The sequence below is a fragment of the Sphingobacterium sp. G1-14 genome, assembly GCF_002196555.1.
Classification (GTDB): Bacteria; Bacteroidota; Bacteroidia; order Sphingobacteriales; family Sphingobacteriaceae; genus Sphingobacterium; species Sphingobacterium siyangense.
This window is the reverse complement of the sequence record NZ_CP021381.1, coordinates 3,653,342-3,670,597: the sequence shown is the minus strand read 5'-3', so window position 1 is coordinate 3,670,597 and position 17,256 is coordinate 3,653,342. Positions and strand designations below refer to the sequence as shown.

24 protein-coding genes are annotated in these 17,256 nt (G+C 36.3%); 9 read left to right on the top strand and 15 right to left on the bottom strand.

The genetic code is table 11. The features are described 5' to 3' along the window. Positions 1 to 99: 99 nt before the first annotated feature. From CBM24_RS15740 to CBM24_RS15730, 3 genes are read right to left on the bottom strand one after another with little or no spacing between them, the layout of a single operon-like run. Complete coding sequence (locus CBM24_RS15740) at positions 100 to 519, bottom strand: hypothetical protein (protein ID WP_157698486.1); 420 nt, start codon at positions 517 to 519, stop codon at positions 100 to 102. 13 nt (positions 520 to 532) lie between these two features. After that, the gene (locus CBM24_RS15735) at positions 533 to 1,279 is read right to left on the bottom strand and encodes a metallophosphoesterase (protein WP_088161899.1); all 747 of its coding nucleotides are present in this window, start codon (positions 1,277 to 1,279) and stop codon (positions 533 to 535) included. Positions 1,280 to 1,299: 20 nt separating this feature from the next. Further along, entirely contained in the window at positions 1,300 to 1,644 is a 345-nt protein-coding gene (locus CBM24_RS15730; RefSeq protein WP_157698485.1) for a hypothetical protein, read from the bottom strand. A 463-nt stretch (positions 1,645 to 2,107) separates the two neighbouring features. On the opposite strand from CBM24_RS15730, the gene CBM24_RS15725 reads away from it, so the two are divergent. After that, positions 2,108 to 2,503 (top strand): DUF6896 domain-containing protein, encoded by a 396-nt coding sequence (locus tag CBM24_RS15725; RefSeq protein ID WP_088161897.1) that lies wholly within the window; start codon positions 2,108 to 2,110, stop codon positions 2,501 to 2,503. A gap of 9 nt (positions 2,504 to 2,512) precedes the next feature. Here CBM24_RS15725 and CBM24_RS27345 read toward each other — a convergent pair whose 3' ends face one another. Together CBM24_RS27345 and CBM24_RS15720 are read right to left on the bottom strand one after the other, a co-directional pair. Next, complete coding sequence (locus CBM24_RS27345) at positions 2,513 to 2,674, bottom strand: hypothetical protein (RefSeq protein WP_157698484.1); 162 nt, start codon at positions 2,672 to 2,674, stop codon at positions 2,513 to 2,515. 30 nt (positions 2,675 to 2,704) lie between these two features. Then, complete coding sequence (locus tag CBM24_RS15720; protein ID WP_088161896.1) at positions 2,705 to 2,977, bottom strand: DUF6934 family protein; 273 nt, start codon at positions 2,975 to 2,977, stop codon at positions 2,705 to 2,707. A 65-nt stretch (positions 2,978 to 3,042) separates the two neighbouring features. On the opposite strand from CBM24_RS15720, the gene CBM24_RS15715 reads away from it, so the two are divergent. The 3 genes from CBM24_RS15715 to CBM24_RS15705 all read left to right on the top strand — a co-directional run bounded on the left by CBM24_RS15715 (position 3,043) and on the right by CBM24_RS15705 (position 4,877). Beyond that, a complete protein-coding gene (locus tag CBM24_RS15715; RefSeq protein WP_088161895.1) occupies positions 3,043 to 3,708 on the top strand; it encodes a DUF4844 domain-containing protein in 666 nt (221 codons plus the stop codon). Between the two features lie 121 nt (positions 3,709 to 3,829). After that, positions 3,830 to 4,585, top strand: coding sequence for a DUF6882 domain-containing protein (locus CBM24_RS15710; RefSeq protein WP_198385922.1), 756 nt, complete (start codon positions 3,830 to 3,832; stop codon positions 4,583 to 4,585). A gap of 55 nt (positions 4,586 to 4,640) precedes the next feature. Continuing rightward, on the top strand, positions 4,641 to 4,877 hold the full coding sequence (locus tag CBM24_RS15705; RefSeq protein ID WP_088161894.1) for a hypothetical protein: 237 nt from the start codon (positions 4,641 to 4,643) through the stop codon (positions 4,875 to 4,877). Here the strand turns inward: CBM24_RS15705 and CBM24_RS15700 are convergent. The 7 genes from CBM24_RS15700 to CBM24_RS15670 form a co-directional block, all read right to left on the bottom strand. After that, positions 4,846 to 5,403 (bottom strand): hypothetical protein, encoded by a 558-nt coding sequence (locus tag CBM24_RS15700; protein ID WP_088161893.1) that lies wholly within the window; start codon positions 5,401 to 5,403, stop codon positions 4,846 to 4,848. The genes CBM24_RS15705 and CBM24_RS15700 overlap by 32 nt on opposite strands. Before the next feature lie 98 nt (positions 5,404 to 5,501). Continuing rightward, the gene (locus CBM24_RS27340) at positions 5,502 to 6,035 is read right to left on the bottom strand and encodes a hypothetical protein (protein ID WP_157698483.1); all 534 of its coding nucleotides are present in this window, start codon (positions 6,033 to 6,035) and stop codon (positions 5,502 to 5,504) included. 51 nt (positions 6,036 to 6,086) lie between these two features. Next, on the bottom strand, positions 6,087 to 6,632 hold the full coding sequence (locus tag CBM24_RS15690) for an HAD family hydrolase (RefSeq protein WP_088161891.1): 546 nt from the start codon (positions 6,630 to 6,632) through the stop codon (positions 6,087 to 6,089). Positions 6,633 to 6,867: 235 nt separating this feature from the next. After that, a complete protein-coding gene (locus CBM24_RS15685; RefSeq protein ID WP_157698482.1) occupies positions 6,868 to 7,194 on the bottom strand; it encodes a hypothetical protein in 327 nt (108 codons plus the stop codon). Between the two features lie 574 nt (positions 7,195 to 7,768). Continuing rightward, complete coding sequence (locus tag CBM24_RS15680) at positions 7,769 to 7,951, bottom strand: hypothetical protein (protein WP_088161889.1); 183 nt, start codon at positions 7,949 to 7,951, stop codon at positions 7,769 to 7,771. Further along, entirely contained in the window at positions 7,941 to 8,519 is a 579-nt protein-coding gene (locus CBM24_RS15675) for a zeta toxin family protein (RefSeq protein WP_075993057.1), read from the bottom strand. Before CBM24_RS15675 ends, CBM24_RS15680 begins: the two co-directional genes overlap by 11 nt. A gap of 325 nt (positions 8,520 to 8,844) precedes the next feature. After that, complete coding sequence (locus tag CBM24_RS15670; RefSeq protein ID WP_075993056.1) at positions 8,845 to 9,315, bottom strand: DUF1963 domain-containing protein; 471 nt, start codon at positions 9,313 to 9,315, stop codon at positions 8,845 to 8,847. A 341-nt stretch (positions 9,316 to 9,656) separates the two neighbouring features. On the opposite strand from CBM24_RS15670, the gene CBM24_RS27580 reads away from it, so the two are divergent. From CBM24_RS27580 to CBM24_RS15640, 5 genes are all read left to right on the top strand, one after another. After that, positions 9,657 to 10,100 (top strand): hypothetical protein, encoded by a 444-nt coding sequence (locus CBM24_RS27580; RefSeq protein WP_198385921.1) that lies wholly within the window; start codon positions 9,657 to 9,659, stop codon positions 10,098 to 10,100. Between the two features lie 228 nt (positions 10,101 to 10,328). Then, positions 10,329 to 11,531, top strand: a complete 1,203-nt coding sequence (locus tag CBM24_RS15660) for an FAD-dependent monooxygenase (RefSeq protein WP_088161887.1) — start codon at positions 10,329 to 10,331, stop codon at positions 11,529 to 11,531. A gap of 78 nt (positions 11,532 to 11,609) precedes the next feature. Further along, positions 11,610 to 11,930, top strand: a complete 321-nt coding sequence (locus CBM24_RS15655) for a hypothetical protein (RefSeq protein ID WP_075993053.1) — start codon at positions 11,610 to 11,612, stop codon at positions 11,928 to 11,930. A 645-nt stretch (positions 11,931 to 12,575) separates the two neighbouring features. Next, on the top strand, positions 12,576 to 13,043 hold the full coding sequence (locus CBM24_RS15645; protein ID WP_088161886.1) for a hypothetical protein: 468 nt from the start codon (positions 12,576 to 12,578) through the stop codon (positions 13,041 to 13,043). 33 nt (positions 13,044 to 13,076) lie between these two features. Next, positions 13,077 to 14,216: a hypothetical protein gene (locus tag CBM24_RS15640; RefSeq protein ID WP_088161885.1), complete on the top strand. Its 1,140-nt coding sequence runs from the start codon at positions 13,077 to 13,079 to the stop codon at positions 14,214 to 14,216. A gap of 795 nt (positions 14,217 to 15,011) precedes the next feature. Here the strand turns inward: CBM24_RS15640 and CBM24_RS15635 are convergent. The 3 genes from CBM24_RS15635 to CBM24_RS15625 form a co-directional block, all read right to left on the bottom strand. Beyond that, positions 15,012 to 15,950 (bottom strand): proline dehydrogenase family protein, encoded by a 939-nt coding sequence (locus tag CBM24_RS15635; RefSeq protein ID WP_088161884.1) that lies wholly within the window; start codon positions 15,948 to 15,950, stop codon positions 15,012 to 15,014. 15 nt (positions 15,951 to 15,965) lie between these two features. Next, on the bottom strand, positions 15,966 to 16,370 hold the full coding sequence (locus CBM24_RS15630; protein ID WP_075993047.1) for an NUDIX hydrolase: 405 nt from the start codon (positions 16,368 to 16,370) through the stop codon (positions 15,966 to 15,968). A 93-nt stretch (positions 16,371 to 16,463) separates the two neighbouring features. After that, on the bottom strand, positions 16,464 to 17,249 hold the full coding sequence (locus tag CBM24_RS15625; RefSeq protein ID WP_075993046.1) for a PhzF family phenazine biosynthesis protein: 786 nt from the start codon (positions 17,247 to 17,249) through the stop codon (positions 16,464 to 16,466). Between the last annotated feature and the right edge of the window lie 7 nt (positions 17,250 to 17,256).

Genomic DNA, 17,256 nt, shown 5'->3' with positions numbered 1-17,256 from the left:
ATCCATCTATGGCTAATATTTTTTATTAATAAATCGCAAACGGGTGGAGTGGAAGTGCTAAGTAATTTCCCATTAATAGTTGTCGTATTGATTATAGACTCAATCGCATAAAAATTGAAAAGCTGGATAGTTTTTCAACTTGATATAATCAAATCTGTAGTAACAATTCCAATAGCTTACTATTCTATTTCGAATTGTCCTTTCATATGATAAGTTTTCAGTAAAGAAGTCATTTATCCAAAGTTTTTGCTGTGGGATGATCTGTCCGATAATGGTTAAATGAATTTCCATAACATATTCACCTAATAGCTGCACTAGATATGGAATGCTTGCCGAGGGAAAAAGCTTCATTAATTTCACGATAGCTACCTCACGAATGTACCCATCGTGATGACGCGTCATTAGACTTAGTTTCTCAAAATCCTTCATCGTTTCGACGTCGTTTTTCGTTGCGGATGTATATATCCGATATGGAAATTTATTAACTTTTCCCTGCCATAGGACTTCGATTTGTTCCATACTCATTTTTTGTTCATATCTCAATAATAAGATCTTTATTAAATCCGTTGTACGGTTCATTGATATAGCCGTGTGGATTGCATATAATATCGGTGTTGCCGATTTTATAATTTGCAGGAGTATGTATATGGCCATGGATCCAATAGGAAGGCTGATGCTTTATTATAAAGTCTTCCATATCCGAGGCGTAGGCAGCGCTGATCGGATCGTCCAAATACTTCATTGGTAAGGATCGAATGCTCGGCGCATGATGCGTCACTACGATATTATGCTTCGCTTGATTGACACTAAGACTATGCTCCAGCCATTGCCTTGAAGTTTGGTGGATTCTAAACGTATCGATGCTTCTTAATTTGGCATAATTGTCACCTAGTCTGATCTTCTTATAATCATTCATACGGCTTTGGCATAGCGCCCCATATGCAGCTGGATTGCCCTTTAAGGAAAAATCAGTCCAAAGTGTGCAGCCATGGAAACAAACGTGGTCGATCTCCAAAGATTCATTTTCCAGCACATGAATATTTGAATTGCTTGCAGCGTCCATGATTTTATGGAGTGTTTTCGGATACGCTCCCTTATAATATTCGTGATTGCCCAGCACATAGATGATCGGTATATCCAAAGAAAGTGATTTGAGCCAGCCGATCCCTTTTACTCCTAGATCAGTATCTCCCGCTAGTATAAGCACATCTGCTATATTCAGATTGATATCGTTGTATCCAAATTCTCTATGCAGGTCGCTAACGATGTGGATTTTCATTGTAGATTATGTTAGTCAATTCAATGCCAGTCGCAATAACAAAAACGACATTGTTTTGCTGTTGGAGTTCTGGCTAGCGTCCCACAATTGGGGCAGTAATTAAAAAAAATTTCAGAAGCATGATCATGCATAATACGCGTTGCTGTATCTTCATTAAATTTCTCTAGTCCATTATTCAATAAACTTAGTGCATTTTCGTCTATGGTTAGCCATCCAGCTTTAAAGTAAACTCTCTTTATTTTATCAATATCCGCCTTTTGATCTATCTTTAAAAGTGAATGCGCATGTTTATAAGCAAGCTTTTCTTTTGGGGACATCAAATGAAGGTAATAGTTTATGATGTAATCTTGTTTATCTTTTTCCATAACTATAATGGTAAAGTTTCCTTCTTCCAACTTGAAAAAATACAATTGACAACTGTTAATAGGGTGGTTAACAACCAAATGATTAATGAGTAAAATAGCACACCTAACGATGCTCCACCCTGAAAATTAGCGGGGTCTATATATAGAAAAATATTAGATACAACGCTAATGAACACAATGAATATCAGTCGAACTTTTTCACCTCTGCTACCAATTACCAACCTATAGCTGATATAGCAGAATAGCAGTATGTACAGTGCGTATACCATTTTGAATTCATGATCTATGGGAAACATATTAGTTATTATTTAGCTTTTCTTGTACTATTTTCTAATGCTAGATTACCAGAATCAAACGACAGCGGGTACATATAAATGATAACTCACGAACCGAGAAAATCCACATTTTATTAATATATAACTCAGTAGCTAATTTACATATCTATTTTGTATCTTGATACAAAATGATTAATCTAATTATCAGGAAGGTATTGAATGATTATGTTGCTTTCATTAATGACTTCAAACATCAGTTTTCTCCAAACATGGAAGAATTTGAAAAAAAGAGCAGCGGGAATCGTTCGGGGCATATTGATGAGCTCAAATATCAGTTTCACGGCGCGGGTTGCCGTTTAGAGAAAGACGGTGTTATATGTGAATTTGATTTTATGCCTACAAATGAATATTCCATAAAGTTCTGCCTATGGAAAATGCGTGAATTTATTTTGACCAATAAAGCATATGGAATAGTGAAAATGGAGGAGCTGGAATTACATGAGGTGCTACATACACTGGTTGAAGATGGCACTCTTGTCAAATTGGTATTGGGTGGCGTGGTTTGGGAAATATACCAGATTTAACACAAAATTTTATTTTCGAATATACTCCTTAGGTATAGGATGCTTTTTCAGAAATTCAATAGCATCTTCGTTTTTTTTCTTAAAAAATGAAGATATATTATAAATATTTTGACGATCTTGAACCGTCATATCCGCGTTATTTTTATCTTTTTTATTCGTATTTGTGCTCATGTTTTAAACCTCCTGATACAAAGTTCGTTATTATTTTTTAAATATAAAAAACGCATCATAATTTTTACCTCTCTCAAAGGATTCCCACCTGTCTTTATAATAGGCTTTCACTTCAAATATTTCTTGAATATCTTCCCAAAATTCCGCTATTCCCATTTGATACAATCTCGTTCTAGATGCCGTACTACCTTTTGCCATTACGATGACTTGAGGATGTTTATGAATAAAGTCAATCAAAGCAATAACCTGCAGATATAAGCGTCGAGCAGAAACAGTCCATTTTTTTATGTAATTTGGTTTCATGGAAGAATATTAAGCAAGTACAATCCTAACAGGCCGAAAGATTAAATACCAAACTGACAATTTTAATGACAAACAAACAGACAACACTAAATAAATTAAATGCCTTTATACTGCGGGACAAGTTTTCTATTTCTGCTTGGGAAGAACGGGGACTAAACCCATCTGATAGTGAAACCTGCGACCGACTTCAAAGTTTATTCAACGATTGTGCTAATAATTTAATTGAAGCTGTAAATTCCGATTATAAACCAATACAACTCAAAAGCGTATTAAAAAAATCGTTGGGCAGCATTGATCGTTCAGATTATGATACAGAAGAGCGTGAATTTATCTGCGATTATTTCGACAAACTTTCAAAAATTGTTTCAGTTGACTTTAAAGACAACTTAAATGGATGGCTTTATGGAAAAGTGCTTAATACACTATTTAAATTGACTTCATTTTTCAAAGGACAAGACAATATAGTTGAAATTTTATCTCAAGACTGTACTCAATGTGGTTCAAAACTTGAGACATTCATTATAAAAAAAGAAGAAGGTATTCCGGACTATAGTTGGAATATTATTCAATGTAACAATTGCAATGAATTTAATTTACTTTCGACAGGTCCAAATATTAAAGTAATGCGTTTTGGTAATTATAAATCAATTGAGCAATTGCCGAAAGCGGAATATACAGAGGAGCAAGCCAACGTGAGACTTGAACAAATAAAATTCTTTAGAAAAAAATGACAGAGCGAAGAAGGGCGGCACATAATAGATGAGGACAACCGTTGTAGCCAAATTGGTAAATGAACCAAGATGATAAGCTCAAAATATTATAAAAATTGCCACAAATTAAAGATACACAACGTTGAAAATAGATTACGAACAGTTTGCCGGTAAAAAATGTCGGGAACTTATGCAGATCCAGGAGAGGTTTATGGAACAGTTGAGTATCGGCAGCTATCAGCATTGGTATTATGATGCTGAACTTGCACTCTTGCGCTTATACAATGACGGTACAGATCAATTGTATCTAAAATATATTCCCGTTGGTACCTTTTCACTTACGTCAGAAACATGGATGTGGAGTTGGTTCAATGATCATAGTTGCGAGCCTAATAAGGACAGCACATTTGCTGTTAGGGAATTTGGCCTCGAACACGATTACCCGAAATTGACAGCAGGCACTTTCTCGGCCGATGAATATGATTGTTGGGAGTTTGCTGCGATATCATTTGCCATTCTGGAGGGGATAGGAGTTTATAGAGCTCCCACCGAAAAACTTCAAAGCTATCTTCTAATTACCGCTGTTTTGGAAGAAGATTCGCGGGAAGTTGTCCATTTTAACCAGGCAAAAGTTGAATGCAAAATCCATGGGCGGTCAAGGCCAGCGTTTGTTTGTCGGCATCTTAACGTGGAGCATCCGAAAGGTTTTGAGGAGGCTTTTGAAACATATAAGGGGATGGAACTTAGTGAAGATGACGATTTTCAAGCATGGTGTGATGAATGTGAAAAGGTCAGGATCAGAAATAACGGTTGGAACGAATACGCTGAAGAGTTTGCAAAGATCAAACTGGTCTGTGAATATTGCTACTTTGAACTAAAATCCTTTAATTGTCTTTAAACAGACGATTATTTTCTTGAGCTTAACTCTCTAGCATTGCAAAATTATTAGATGTATGAATAAGCTTTTAATTATTTCTATTCTGCTTTGTTTGTCTTGCGCGAGACAATTTCGAGATACAGAGGAGATCGTATTGTCTGTTTTATCCAAAAACGTTGTAGGGAAGACATTCAAGTTTAATCTGAGTGATAAGAAGGATTACCTGAATGAAGTCGATGTAGCCTATCTAGGTGAGATAGAGACGAAAGCCAAGGAAAAATTCATGACTCTACAGGATGACCTATCTCCTTAAAAAACTGTCTAAGCATTTCATATGTGCTACTATCGGCTTTAACCTGATTGGAACTATCTAGCGCCATTGATTCACAACTTAAACAGATATTCAAAACAGATACGATTTCGCCATAGCTTTTGTAGAACACAATAGCATCCCTGTAAACGGGGGCACATATCCAATTGTTGACGTTCGTTGTTTTTTTAAGTAAAATATTCTTTAGTAGACTGATTGTCTCATTACCATGCTGGAAAGTATTGATTCTTTGACTAGAAAAATGAAATCGACCTGTACTATCAATTAAGTACTGTGTTAAACCTAATGGCGCGTCAAGTTCGCTCAGTCGAATTTCTTCGGTGTCGGTCAGATTATTGCTTTTCTCCTTTCTTACTTTTAAATTATGTCGTTCCGGTTTTAGAATTTGGATCACTGCATTGTATTCCTCTCCGCGCTGGAGGGAATATGTTTCGATGTAGTCAAATGGCAAGCCTTTTATATAATCAGCAGAGTTTACTGAATTGCCTTTTACGCTATCTTTGGACATGTATTAATTCAAGTCTATAGTTATCTGCTAGACACTCTAGCGTAACAAAATTGTACCATATATCATGACTTTTTCTAAAATGAATCAATTTATCGCAGTCATGAGTTGTCATCGGAATTGTACCTCTTATAATGTATACCCAATGCAACTCCAAATCCAACAAGTGAGCACCATATCGTGATGATATTTTCACGCCCATTTAGCGCAGCTAATTTAAATGTTGGATGGGCGTGCATATAATCTGCTATCGGCCATACTGGTAAAGACAATACGAATATAACCACCATTGACAGCCAGAACTTTGGAAAAGTCAAGTTTATATTTGTAATAAATGCAAATAGTATGGCAGCTAAAGCCGAACCAATATACATCGCATGCATTCCCATCGGAGAAAGAATAAATACAGTGATGCCAATCGTGATGATAAAGATAACAATACTCAAAAACCAATGTAGGAGTATGCCTATCAATTTCTTGGGAAAACTGATCCTATCAAAATTGCTTAATGATACGGCTAATGATATTAATGTCGGAATAAGGATAAATGACCAATCCCATTTTATGAAAACTGAAGAAATAAAGCCCGCCAAAATGCAGCAGAGTGAAGTCGTGGTTATTCTAATAATTTGCATTTTCCTGTTTTTAGATTTTACTTCATGAACCCCGATCGTTATTATAATCATCTATGTCGGAAAATCTTGATTCCTCCAATATCTTTTGTCGATTTGTCTGACATTCCGTACATTCTTTAATTGTTTTAGGTAAGAAGCCAATAGGAGTAACTCATCATCGTTGGCGTTCCCTGTAAATTCAGCTATTTGGATTGCATTGCCATAGTTCAGCATTGATTTTTCAGCGGTGTCGTCTATTATAAGCGTTCTTTCCAATAAGAAGCCTTTGCGTTTTACTTTGGATAACCTTTTTACGTAATAATATTCATCAGTCACACTGATCCGTTTTTTTGTTGTGCGAGATCTTCCCCAGATAAATTCAAAATCGACAGCGTCTGGTTTTATTTTATCAACGAGCTCATGCACGTAAGCATCATCCGCAGAGCTCCAAATTGCAAGTTTAAAATCTCCAGCCATTTCTGATAAAAAATAGTCTAAATTTGGACGAACATATACATAATAAGGCCCTACAACAAAGTCTTCCCGCTGTCCCAGCTTATCTTTTGTAGCGTACAGCAATGTTTCGTCCAAATCCAATACCAAAAGAGTTTCCTTCATATGATTTATACCGGTTCATTTCCGGTGTTCTGACTTTAATATCCAAATTCTTCAAAGTTCGCCCGGCCCATTGCTATCCAGCTTTCCCAATATGATTGACCCGTAGACCCAGCACCGTTTGGGTCGATAGTATAAAAGTCAGCGATCACTTCAAAATTTTTTCTTGTATTAGTTTCGTTTAAAAAATGGGTTAAGCATGCCAACATCTTGTTGAATGACGAAAAGATAATTTCGCTCAGTCCGTCGAGATCACCATCATATTCATGGTCGTAGACTCTGATCGGATAATCATTTGTTTCTCTGGCGGAATTTGTCCTGTCGGCAGTCGTTTGGCTAATTCGTCAATCTGTTGGTTGGTCAAACCTTCTTTTAGTTCTACTTTATATTCGTCGCCATCTTCTGAAATATATTGTTCTGTCAAAATGGATGTCAGTTTTTCTGTCGGTGTCATAAATGCAATTGTGTTTTCTTGATGTGTCGTGTTATGCTTGTAGGTAATTGGCGCGGCGACTTGTCGTAGCTGTATCGAAGATACGAAAGTGGAGCTGTTTTGCCAAGTCACTTGTTATAATTTAGTGGATGCGCCATTAAATGAGGAATCTGAAGCTATCGGAATTTTTATGGAGATACCACTAGATATTGACAAGGAATAGAGATTTTTTGAAGTTGAGAAAGCCTTGAATACAATTGCTTATTGACTTATGATCACGTGCAAAAGTATATAGCCCTGATACAACGTGGGGAATTAAAGTGGATAAAGGACGATATTCGATGAAAAAGGATAGAAAGTTCGAATGTGACGTGTGTGGTCAAAAGTTACCCCAAATTACGAAGCATGGTGGTGCATTGAAAACTTTATCGATTTACCACAGGGACGGAATAGCGCTTTAGATTTCGGGGTACATGCAGGCGAAGTCAAAGTCCGACTGAAATTTTTGCCAAGGAATAGATGGTCTATCTAAAAGCAGTGAAGCATGAAACCACTCGGTATGATATATCAGAGATTTATATGCAGTGGTAAGGCTATTTTAATCAAGAGACAGAAGAGAAACTCCAGGTAATAAATATACGCGTTAAGGAATTAAAGATTTTTTGGCGTATAGCCGGGGGCCTAGTTAAATAGTTTACAGAAGAAACTATTTTGGTAAATTTATAAGTAGTTCCTTTGCAGGTACTTCTTGAATTTTACCATCAACTTTTACCACCAAACTCTCACCCTTTGCAGCACTTTCTTCGGCTAGTTTTCGTAAAGCCTTTTGCACTCCTAAACGAATTCGTTCAGCAAGATTAATATTTTCAATATTTACCTTATCGTTCATTATAGTATTTCGATTTTAGTGTTGACCAAATTTCGCTATTTGAAACGAATTCTCCAAATTTATCACCCTGAGCAATAATTTCGGGGATTAAATCCATGTTATCAAAAACCAACCAGCGATCACATATTGGAATATAAATGTTAAACAAATTTTCTAAACCACGATGATAACGTCTTTCTATCACATCAGATGGAATATTGTGTCCTCCGTTTTCTACTCTTTTCTTTACACGTTGTATGGCTAGTGCAGGGGAGTCGAGCCAAAAATAGAGTACAGTTACTGAATAGCCTATTTTTTGAGCTTCGATTACTAAATTTTTATAGCTTCGAGTCGAAAGCGTTGTTTCAAATGCAAAATCAGCTCTAGTCTTCATTAACTCCGTGATACGCTCTAACATAATTCGACCAGCTGATACAGCTACGCTCTGTGGATTGAAAGGAGAAATACCTGCTGCTATATTGTCGGCATTTACAAACTCTCTGCAATCTAATATCTCAGGTAACACAGTGTAACTAGCGGTTGTTTTTCCGGCTCCATTGCACCCAGAGATAATGTAGATATTTGGCATATGCGTTTTTTTTGTCAAATTAGGGAAAATTGACCGAATTTTAATTTCTTATTTTAAATTGGTTATTTCGGTGTGGTTCTTCTGTATTTATTGTTTTCCAAATCTTTTTAAGAAAGATTTTGTAGACGGAAATTACCTTTTAAGATTATTTTGCGCTTATTTGCTCTTTTCTAAAGGGAAAGTGGCACAAAGCGGAAGTAATCACACTTTCTATTTCCTGTTCCAAAGAATTCGATATCTTGAAGGTCAATGCTGCGAAAATAAAATATTGCGGGCTTTTATAAAGTTACTAGATTTTGCCAAATGGATGTTATCTGCTGTTTTTTTAATAAAAGTCACAGTAGAAATTCCATTCTTCTGTTTTCGCATTTTTAGCAAAATACATCGTTCCGCTATCAACTATATTCAAATTTGCTTTGTCGTCGGATGCAATTTGAAATACAAATTCAAAGTCGTTACCAAAATAAACACCCGGTTGACAAAAGCTTGGGTAACCTCCAAGTTTGTGTCCATATTGATTGTCAGCTATATCATAATAACCTTCAATTACTCCCGAATTTTCAAGTTTTAATATTTCATCTTCCATTTCACTTGTTAAACCACCTCCATCCCACACAGGATAATCTTCTTCTATTTTTGAAGGTTTTAGGGGAAATGGTTTTAGTCCTGAATCAGGATTGTTTAATTCTTTAATTATTAATTTGTCTGATTTTTTATATTCTCGCAAAAGCCATTCATTTCCGTTGGCAGTTATATCCATTGGAAGTTCTTCTGCTATAAAAACAGTAATCACCATTGTATCAGCTAAAATATCAGGTCTAATTTCAATATCTTCTAAGCAAAGTTGGAACAGAGGAAACGTCCAAAACGATAAGATAATTCGTATAAAAAAGTGGCGGATAGTGTTTTCAGTCAGTTTCTATCCTTGATAGACCGGGATAGGAATCTGTCCAATCTTGTGAGCTTTATACGTATGAACATATTTCGCTAAGATTGCCTCCTTTGGTGGTTAACGAGAGGAGCTTTTATTGCTTAATTTGTTTGTCTCATTAAAGTTACTGAATAAATAGATTGGCTACGGATTCCCGCAATCGGGTAATGTACGCTCAAATTACCGTGCATGATAAAAGCATGGGCATGAAAGATTATCATCTTTACAACAAAAATGGTCTTGCTTTTTATGTTTTCAGGAAATCTCAGGGAGAGTGGGAATTGGCATTCGGTCTACTCGCCGATGACATCAAGGAAGCGTGCATTGACGCTCTTATACTTCGCTTTGATACGGATGTTCCTGAGTTGTTTTATCATCATGGAAAACGCCAGGTAGTGGAAGTTCGGGCCAAGAAGTACAGCCTTTGGCATATTTATCTCAATAATGCTTATGTAGGAAGTATTCAGTATGACACCTTCACTAAGCAGTTCAATTACCACCTTGAAGAAAATTGCTTATTGACCGATGATCACGTGGGACTCAAATATAGGCGTTGCTGTGGGCAGGATCTGTTTTTGGGGTACCATAGCAATGGGTGTGACTGCATTAATAGGTCATCTTTTTGGAGTAAATATCGCTTAGTTCATTAGCTATAAATTCTTTCAGTACTTGTTGCAGTTTCGATTACAGCATTTTTTGTGTTCAGTCTTTCATATGCCGGTATAAAGTACCGAGACTTTATAGTGTGTTTTTACACAAAAAAAGCTTTACTTGCTTTTTCGGATTTTTATAGAACCCGTGTGAAAAATTTGCGTGTATTTTTGAACTACTTTGATCTTTAGATTGTTTGTCTAATCAAAAAATTGAAAATTATAATTATGAAAGACAAAAAAATATTAGTTTCGGGTGCTAGCATCGCCGGTCCTACATTGGCTTACTGGCTGGATAGGTACGGCTTCGAGGTTACCGTGATAGAGCGTGCAGCAGCCTTGAGACTGGGTGGACAGAATATAGACGTGAAAGGACCAGCAAAAGAAATTGCGCTTAAGATGGGTATTTTAGAAGAGATCCGCGCACATAATACCACCGAGATTGGGCTACGTTTCGTTAATTCCGACAATCATACAATAGCAGAATTTCCATCTGATAGTTCAATGAGCATGACTCAGGAACTTGAGATCCTACGTGGCGATCTGGTTAAGATACTGTACGATCTCACCGCGAAGCGTGTAGAATATATTTTTGGTGATCACATCATTGATTTGATAGAAAGTGAAAATGAGGTAAAGGTGGATTTTGCAAGTGGAAAGAAGGGTGTCTTTGATATTGTGGTTATAGCTGAAGGTATCGGTTCTGCAACGCGTGATCTTGCCTTTGGCGGTAGTCCTCGTTTTAACTATTTAGGTTTATATACCGCTTATCTTACTATCCTTCGAAATAATACCGACAGTCGGTGGGCACGTTGGTATAATGCGCCAAAGGGCATTGTATTTATGTTGAGGCCTGATAATTATGGAAAGACAAGGGCTTCGGTAACTTTTCTGGCAAAAGAGAACGCGTATAAATACCTAAGTGAAGCAGATCAGAAAAGAGCGCTTATTGATCGTATACAAGGTGCAGGCTGGGAATCTGAACGATTAGTTAATGAGATAAAAGAGAGTGAAGATCTTTATTTTGAGAGGGTCAGCCAAGTCAAGACTGATAAATGGACTAGGGGAAGGGTTGTCATTACAGGTGATGCCGCTTGGTGTGCTACACCAATAGCAGGAAAAGGTACAGACCTTGCCGTGGCAGGAGCCTATATCCTTGCTGGAGAGCTTTATAGAGCAGGTAATTATGAAGAGGCTTTCCGTAACTACGAAAAAATAATGAAACCCTACGTTCAAGAGTGTCAAAAGCTGCCTCCGGGTATTCCTCGTGTAGTATATCCGGAGTCGAGAGTCGGAGTTGCACTCCTAAATCAATTGATAGCCATTGTTGGAAGCAAACCTGTAAAATGGTTGATGCGCGTTTTTTCAGGAGATAAAAAAGACAATAAGAAGAATAGAGAGAAAGAAATTATACTACCAGATTACGAATAGGTAACACTTAGCCGCGAAACAAAAAAAGAGTTTTTGTTAGTTTCTATTGTCACTAAAATATATGATCGGAATAAAAATATGATTCAAGAAAAAACTGACAATTTTGATGGCAATATATCAGGGGTTGTTGATATCAGATATGACAATTCAAATAAACCAATCGAGCTAAATTCTTCTTATTTTAAAGAAACAAAAAATTATAAATACAATTCACATGGCGAAATAGAAGAAGAAAAAAGCAGATCTGAAGAAAGCCCTACCATACAATCATCAACCTATTCATATATTTATGATCATTATGAAAATTGGGTTGAACAAAAGCAGATTATTAAAAGAAATCCTAAAGACGAATTTGAAGGTGGAATTTTAATAAAAAGAAAGATCGAATATTATGAATAAAACGACCACTAAAAAGTGGTATTTGGTTGTTTTTAATGGTTTGATGATTACTTTGTTTTTACAATAATTGATCAACATTGGGGTGGAAGGATACGAATATCGAACATTTGGGACAGGTTAAGGAAGGGATTCTAGAAGTTGATGGAACGCTAAGCGTTTTATTTTATGCTGATAGTGATGTGAGGTATGGGCTGCCATTATTCCCGTCATCTTTCAAAAAGGTTGATGTATTCAGTGCTGAAGGGCTATTCGCATGCATGTATTGCGGCCATGTCGTATTTAGTTTTGAGAATGATTCCAAGGCATGTCCAAGATGCAATAAAACACAATGGAGCAAAGCCTTGAATTCAAAAAGAGTTTAAAAGAAATAATACCATGTATTAATTAAACAAATCATAGGGTGATACAGCTCGTGGCCGTTTTTATTCGAAGCCATTCTTTGAATAGAAAAACTTAAGATTGGGCAGCAGCATAATGAATTCAACGTCCCATCGAGGAAGGGAAAAAAGCAAATGGCCACGAATCGTTATTTATACCCAGCGAATCGTAATCCGTTCATTTAGCTCTAAAATTTACAGCTAAATTTGTTTGGTAAATGAAGCTGAAATCTTAAACAATAATATCAACATTTTAGCATCCTGACAAATGAATAAAGTAATATTAATTCCATCGATTTTAATTTTAAAGCTATCTGCTTTAAGGAAGATGCTTGCCGGCATCTTTTTTTTATTTTTCTTTTTAATTCCAATCAGTAATGGTTTTGCACAGACATGGATCAATATTGAACTTGAGCAAACCGAATACGATGATGCTACTGATAAAACCTGTTTAAAGGAAACGGGAGAGCCTTTAAACGGGAATTATGCGATAAAATTTAATGGTTTCCAAACCAATTTCGAGCCATTTATAGATGGTTTTAAAAATGGGGAGGCCAAAGTTTATAGACATAAGAAGCTGGCAGAGAGGGGCACATATCTAAACAACCTTAAGGAAGGTGTATGGTTTTACTATAAAGAAGATGGAACAATTCGTAAACGGGTTATTTATAAAAAAGGGAAAACAGAACCTTTTGGTGATCGGAGATTAAGGTGGGAAAGATCCAGTAAAAAGTAGTGTTTTGCCTGTTATTAAAAAAGAATAAGAATCATGAAGATATTATTATTACTAGCTATTTTACCCTTTGTTATCTCTTGTAGGGGTCAAGAAAAAATAGATTTAGCAAACTTGAACTTAAATGAGCCGATTGACCAAATCAGTAAATATGATGATCGATTATTAATTGGTGTGGAGACAGTAGAGTATCCCTTCAGTCTGTTGCTGGAGGTTGAAAAATCACAAAGGTATAGTTTCGATGGAATTGATTTAGCAGGGCAGCGGATTATTTTTCAAATCAATTCGGAAACATTAAAAACAGATAGTATTACACGTCTTGGCGGTGGACATATTGATCTCAAACAAGCCAAAACCGCAAGTGAATTAGAAGAATCTTTAAAACGATACGCTGCTGATGATAAAATATATGGCGTAAGAATTGAGCTCAAGACGCAACAGCTAAAGGCGAGTATTTTAAAGAAACTAGAGGTAAAATATGGCAAAGGGACAAAAAATCCAAATACCGACAATGGTTTATACTGGAATTTAAAGCCCCAAAATAAATTTATTTTATACGCGCCAGACTACGATAGGTTAATCATTTTGAACAACACAAACTTGTCTAAAACGTGTTACTGGGATATCATGAATGGTTTAATTGATTTTGGCGGATGCAACAATGAAAAATATATGGCGGACTTGCTAAAAAATGCGACCAAACCGGAAGATGTTAGAGACAAACCCACGCTGAAAATTGATAAGAACTGGAATATAAACAATTTGATTGTTGGCAAAACAACGGAAGAAGAATTTACGAAATCTCCTATAAATAAGCGTTTTGAACGAGTGACAGAAATTGATGGCACTACCGGAAAAACCAACGAGATCTATTATCAGAATACTTATCATGATTTCAATCTTTTTTTTGCTGTCAGTAAAAGTGATCCGGAGAACCAAAAGGAAAACACTATCAATGGTTACGCCATCAACGACTTTAGAAAGGTCAACATCTCATTTGAAAATAACTTAAAACCAGGCTTACAATTTGAAGAAGTGCTTAAGTTGTTAGATAAGCTTAAAATAATTTATCATCCGGTGGATTTTGCCAATTATATTGAAATCAAAACGCCCCCTTATACAGTAACCCTGAATTTTAACGAAAGTATGTTGCTTTCCGGAATGTTTGTTAAATAACTTTCTCATATAACATTTGGCCGATTGCTTGGGTATTGACTTTGCCCGATTGAACAATAGAACGCTATGATAGCAACCCCAACCAATTCCAACATTCCAATAGCTACCTATGTTGTCATCCGCACCACTGTCTTTAGTTATAAGGAGCGAGCCATGTAGATTTCTTTGGTGGTCGTTCTACGAGCTATGAGAAGAAGATGCAGGAAATGTATAATCGTCTCATAGAGACGCTCAAGTAACATGTCAGGCAATTTGTGTAACGCTATTTTCGGGCTATGAGAGGCTTCATCCATCCAATTGCATATTAAAAATGGGAAACCCTAAATATCTTTACTGCATACAATATTACTAATATTATTAGTAATATTGTGGAATGAAACCGCTAGAGATCTTTTGCCGAAATCGGGTAATGTACGCTCAAATTACCGTGCATGATAAAAGCATGGGCATGGAAGATTCTCATCTTTACAACAAAAATGGTCTTGCTTTTTATGTTTTCAGGAAATGGATGTAGATTTTCGCAATGGCGTAAAGGAGGTTAAATGACTATTCGATCAAGTTTTTATGAACTTATTGCGCTTTTAGCTTTATTTATTAATGTTGGTTTTGTCTGTTTGGAAAGATTTTGTCTGCAGCTTCTAAACTTCTTTTTTATGTCCTGTGGGAAAGTGAGCGATTCGAATTGATCCTCATTTTTCATTTGAAAAATTTGAGCTGTGCAATAATTAAATTAATGAAATAAATTTTGTGTTAATAGAAAATTCATCGTTTTGATGAACTTTCTATTACTAATTGCTATTTTGATTCGACAATATCCTGCAATGCTCTGAACAAATTTAATGGATATTCAGCTAATCGGTTGCAGAGATAAAGGTACCATTCCTGACCGTAAACGAAATAGAGTTTTGTTGGATAGCCTTCATCTTTCAATTGGGCCAACTGATCGGTTTGGATTCCGAAAAGACTTTCAAACTCGTAGAGTTCTTTATTTGGTTTTAGCGTATCTATAAGTTTTTTTACTTCCTGTTGTATTTCATGATGATGGGTTGCGATGGAACAGGGGTGGCCTTTTGAAAGTAGCTGTTCGACAAAATAAATATAGCGGTCATTGAGTTCCTGTCCACGTGGTAGGGACAGTCCTTTAGCAGTTTCAAATGCTCCTTTTACGATACGGATACGTCCCCTTTCATTACACATTGCTTCAAAATCATCAGTTGCCCGATGGAGGTAGGCTTGTAAGGTAATGGACAGGTTGGCATACTTCTTTGAACCATTTTGATAGAGTTTCAAAATGCGGTCAGTTCTGTCTGTTCCTTCAGCACTAATAATAACTTCCCTGTCCTTTGCTGTTTCACATATTTTAGATAAGTGCTCATAACAAAGACTTTCAGAGACTTCTAGTCCAATGTGCGAAAGGTCCAGTGAAATCGTGGAATTGAGATTTTTTTGCTCGATTGCTTTGCAGATATCCAAAAATTCATCCGTCGCTTTTGCCGCTTCCTTAATAGATCGAGTGCTTTCACCCATATACTCGATCGAACACTTAAAACCGGTATCATTTGAATCTTGTACTTTTATTAAAGTTTCCGAAAGATTTTCACCGCCAATGTATCGGTCAGCGGCTTTCTTCATTAGCTTGTAGAGTGCTTCGTTATTTAAAACATAAGCTTTTGCATCTTCATTTAATGCAGCTTTCCTTAATGCTTCAGCACCGATTGATAGTAATTGTTCCATCTAATAATATTAAAATTAATGTATAAGCTTCAAAGCATTTAACTTATCCAATATGATCTTTACAACCGCTGATGTTCGATCCCTATCCTGATAGGTTATCCATTCCAATGATGCTATTTCATTTGTCGGTTCAGGATTTCCGGAATAATCAGCAAAATAACATGTCATCCTTACTGATATACCATCAGTTTTACCATCGGCAAGAGCCTCGAAAGTTTCAAAATATTGCACTGAATCTTCTTTGATTTGGACATTAAGTTCCTCATGAATTTCTCTTTTTAAGCATTCTAAATCTGTTTCACCAATTTCTCTCTTGCCACCAGGCAGATATAGCTTTGATTTTGAATGGGAAAGAGCTGTTAATACTTTCTTTTCAACTATACAGATTAAAGCAACTTTGTCAATAATGTTATCTTTCATCTTATAAAATTAATAAATTTAAAATGCGCTGTCCGCCAGCCTTTGTGTATGTGCCTTCAGATTGATTTTAAACTGTTTTTATTGACAATGAAATTAAATCCAAAAGCGTCCAACAGAATATGTTCTTGCCTTACCAGCAATAATTACGCGATCAGGCTTGTTTTCACAATACAACTTTCCACCTCTTTCTGATAATTGCAGGGCTAAAAGCTTATCCTTTGTTAATCTTTTTGCCCAGAATGGTATAAGCGAACAATGCGCTGAGCCAGTAACTGGATCTTCAAGAATGGAAGACTGTGGGGTGAAAAATCTTGAAACAAAATCGCTGTCTGTCCCTGCTGCTGTTACTACTACGCCTCCCGGATCAAGATTTATAAGGTCAAAAATGGATCTGTCAATTCTGATATTTGTTATATCCTGCTCAGATTCATACAGTAGTACATAGTCTCTAGATTTGAATACCTCTTTTGGCTTGATATTTAATGATCTCTCAATGATATCGGGCAGGGCAGTAGGTTCTGGCATTCTGGAAGGAAAATCCATATAATAAACACCATCTTCTACATTTACTTTTAACGGTCCCACCTGCGTATCAAAAATAATTCTATTTTTTTGATAATTCAGGTGTGCAACTAGACAGTGCGCTGTTGCAAGGGTTGCGTGCCCGCATAGATCCATTTCAATCTCGGGCGTAAACCATCTCAGGTGTATAAAATCACCTTTATCGATAAAAAAAGCAGTTTCGGCAACCGCATTTTCACGAGCTATTTTTAAAAGTGTTTCGTCGGGTAACCAGTTTTTTAATGGAACAACGCATGCGGGATTACCATGAAAAACCTGTTCTGTAAAAGAATCGACTTGATATATTTCTAACTCCATAAAGTAT

Coding starts and splice junctions, on each gene's coding strand:
- CBM24_RS15640 (WP_088161885.1), top strand. CDS start 13,077: ATGAAGATATTATTATTACTAGCTATTTTACCCTTTGTTATCTCTTGT.
- CBM24_RS15700 (WP_088161893.1), bottom strand. CDS start 5,403: ATGTCCAAAGATAGCGTAAAAGGCAATTCAGTAAACTCTGCTGATTAT.
- CBM24_RS15680 (WP_088161889.1), bottom strand. CDS start 7,951: ATGAACGATAAGGTAAATATTGAAAATATTAATCTTGCTGAACGAATT.
- CBM24_RS15720 (WP_088161896.1), bottom strand. CDS start 2,977: ATGAAACCAAATTACATAAAAAAATGGACTGTTTCTGCTCGACGCTTA.
- CBM24_RS15660 (WP_088161887.1), top strand. CDS start 10,329: ATGAAAGACAAAAAAATATTAGTTTCGGGTGCTAGCATCGCCGGTCCT.
- CBM24_RS27580 (WP_198385921.1), top strand. CDS start 9,657: ATGAAAGATTATCATCTTTACAACAAAAATGGTCTTGCTTTTTATGTT.
- CBM24_RS15635 (WP_088161884.1), bottom strand. CDS start 15,950: ATGGAACAATTACTATCAATCGGTGCTGAAGCATTAAGGAAAGCTGCA.
- CBM24_RS27340 (WP_157698483.1), bottom strand. CDS start 6,035: ATGCAAATTATTAGAATAACCACGACTTCACTCTGCTGCATTTTGGCG.
- CBM24_RS15740 (WP_157698486.1), bottom strand. CDS start 519: ATGGAACAAATCGAAGTCCTATGGCAGGGAAAAGTTAATAAATTTCCA.
- CBM24_RS15725 (WP_088161897.1), top strand. CDS start 2,108: ATGATTAATCTAATTATCAGGAAGGTATTGAATGATTATGTTGCTTTC.
- CBM24_RS27345 (WP_157698484.1), bottom strand. CDS start 2,674: ATGAGCACAAATACGAATAAAAAAGATAAAAATAACGCGGATATGACG.
- CBM24_RS15730 (WP_157698485.1), bottom strand. CDS start 1,644: ATGGAAAAAGATAAACAAGATTACATCATAAACTATTACCTTCATTTG.
- CBM24_RS15625 (WP_075993046.1), bottom strand. CDS start 17,249: ATGGAGTTAGAAATATATCAAGTCGATTCTTTTACAGAACAGGTTTTT.
- CBM24_RS15690 (WP_088161891.1), bottom strand. CDS start 6,632: ATGAAGGAAACTCTTTTGGTATTGGATTTGGACGAAACATTGCTGTAC.
- CBM24_RS15645 (WP_088161886.1), top strand. CDS start 12,576: ATGAATAAAGTAATATTAATTCCATCGATTTTAATTTTAAAGCTATCT.
- CBM24_RS15715 (WP_088161895.1), top strand. CDS start 3,043: ATGACAAACAAACAGACAACACTAAATAAATTAAATGCCTTTATACTG.
- CBM24_RS15655 (WP_075993053.1), top strand. CDS start 11,610: ATGATTCAAGAAAAAACTGACAATTTTGATGGCAATATATCAGGGGTT.
- CBM24_RS15735 (WP_088161899.1), bottom strand. CDS start 1,279: ATGAAAATCCACATCGTTAGCGACCTGCATAGAGAATTTGGATACAAC.
- CBM24_RS15630 (WP_075993047.1), bottom strand. CDS start 16,370: ATGAAAGATAACATTATTGACAAAGTTGCTTTAATCTGTATAGTTGAA.
- CBM24_RS15670 (WP_075993056.1), bottom strand. CDS start 9,315: ATGGTGATTACTGTTTTTATAGCAGAAGAACTTCCAATGGATATAACT.
- CBM24_RS15675 (WP_075993057.1), bottom strand. CDS start 8,519: ATGCCAAATATCTACATTATCTCTGGGTGCAATGGAGCCGGAAAAACA.
- CBM24_RS15705 (WP_088161894.1), top strand. CDS start 4,641: ATGAATAAGCTTTTAATTATTTCTATTCTGCTTTGTTTGTCTTGCGCG.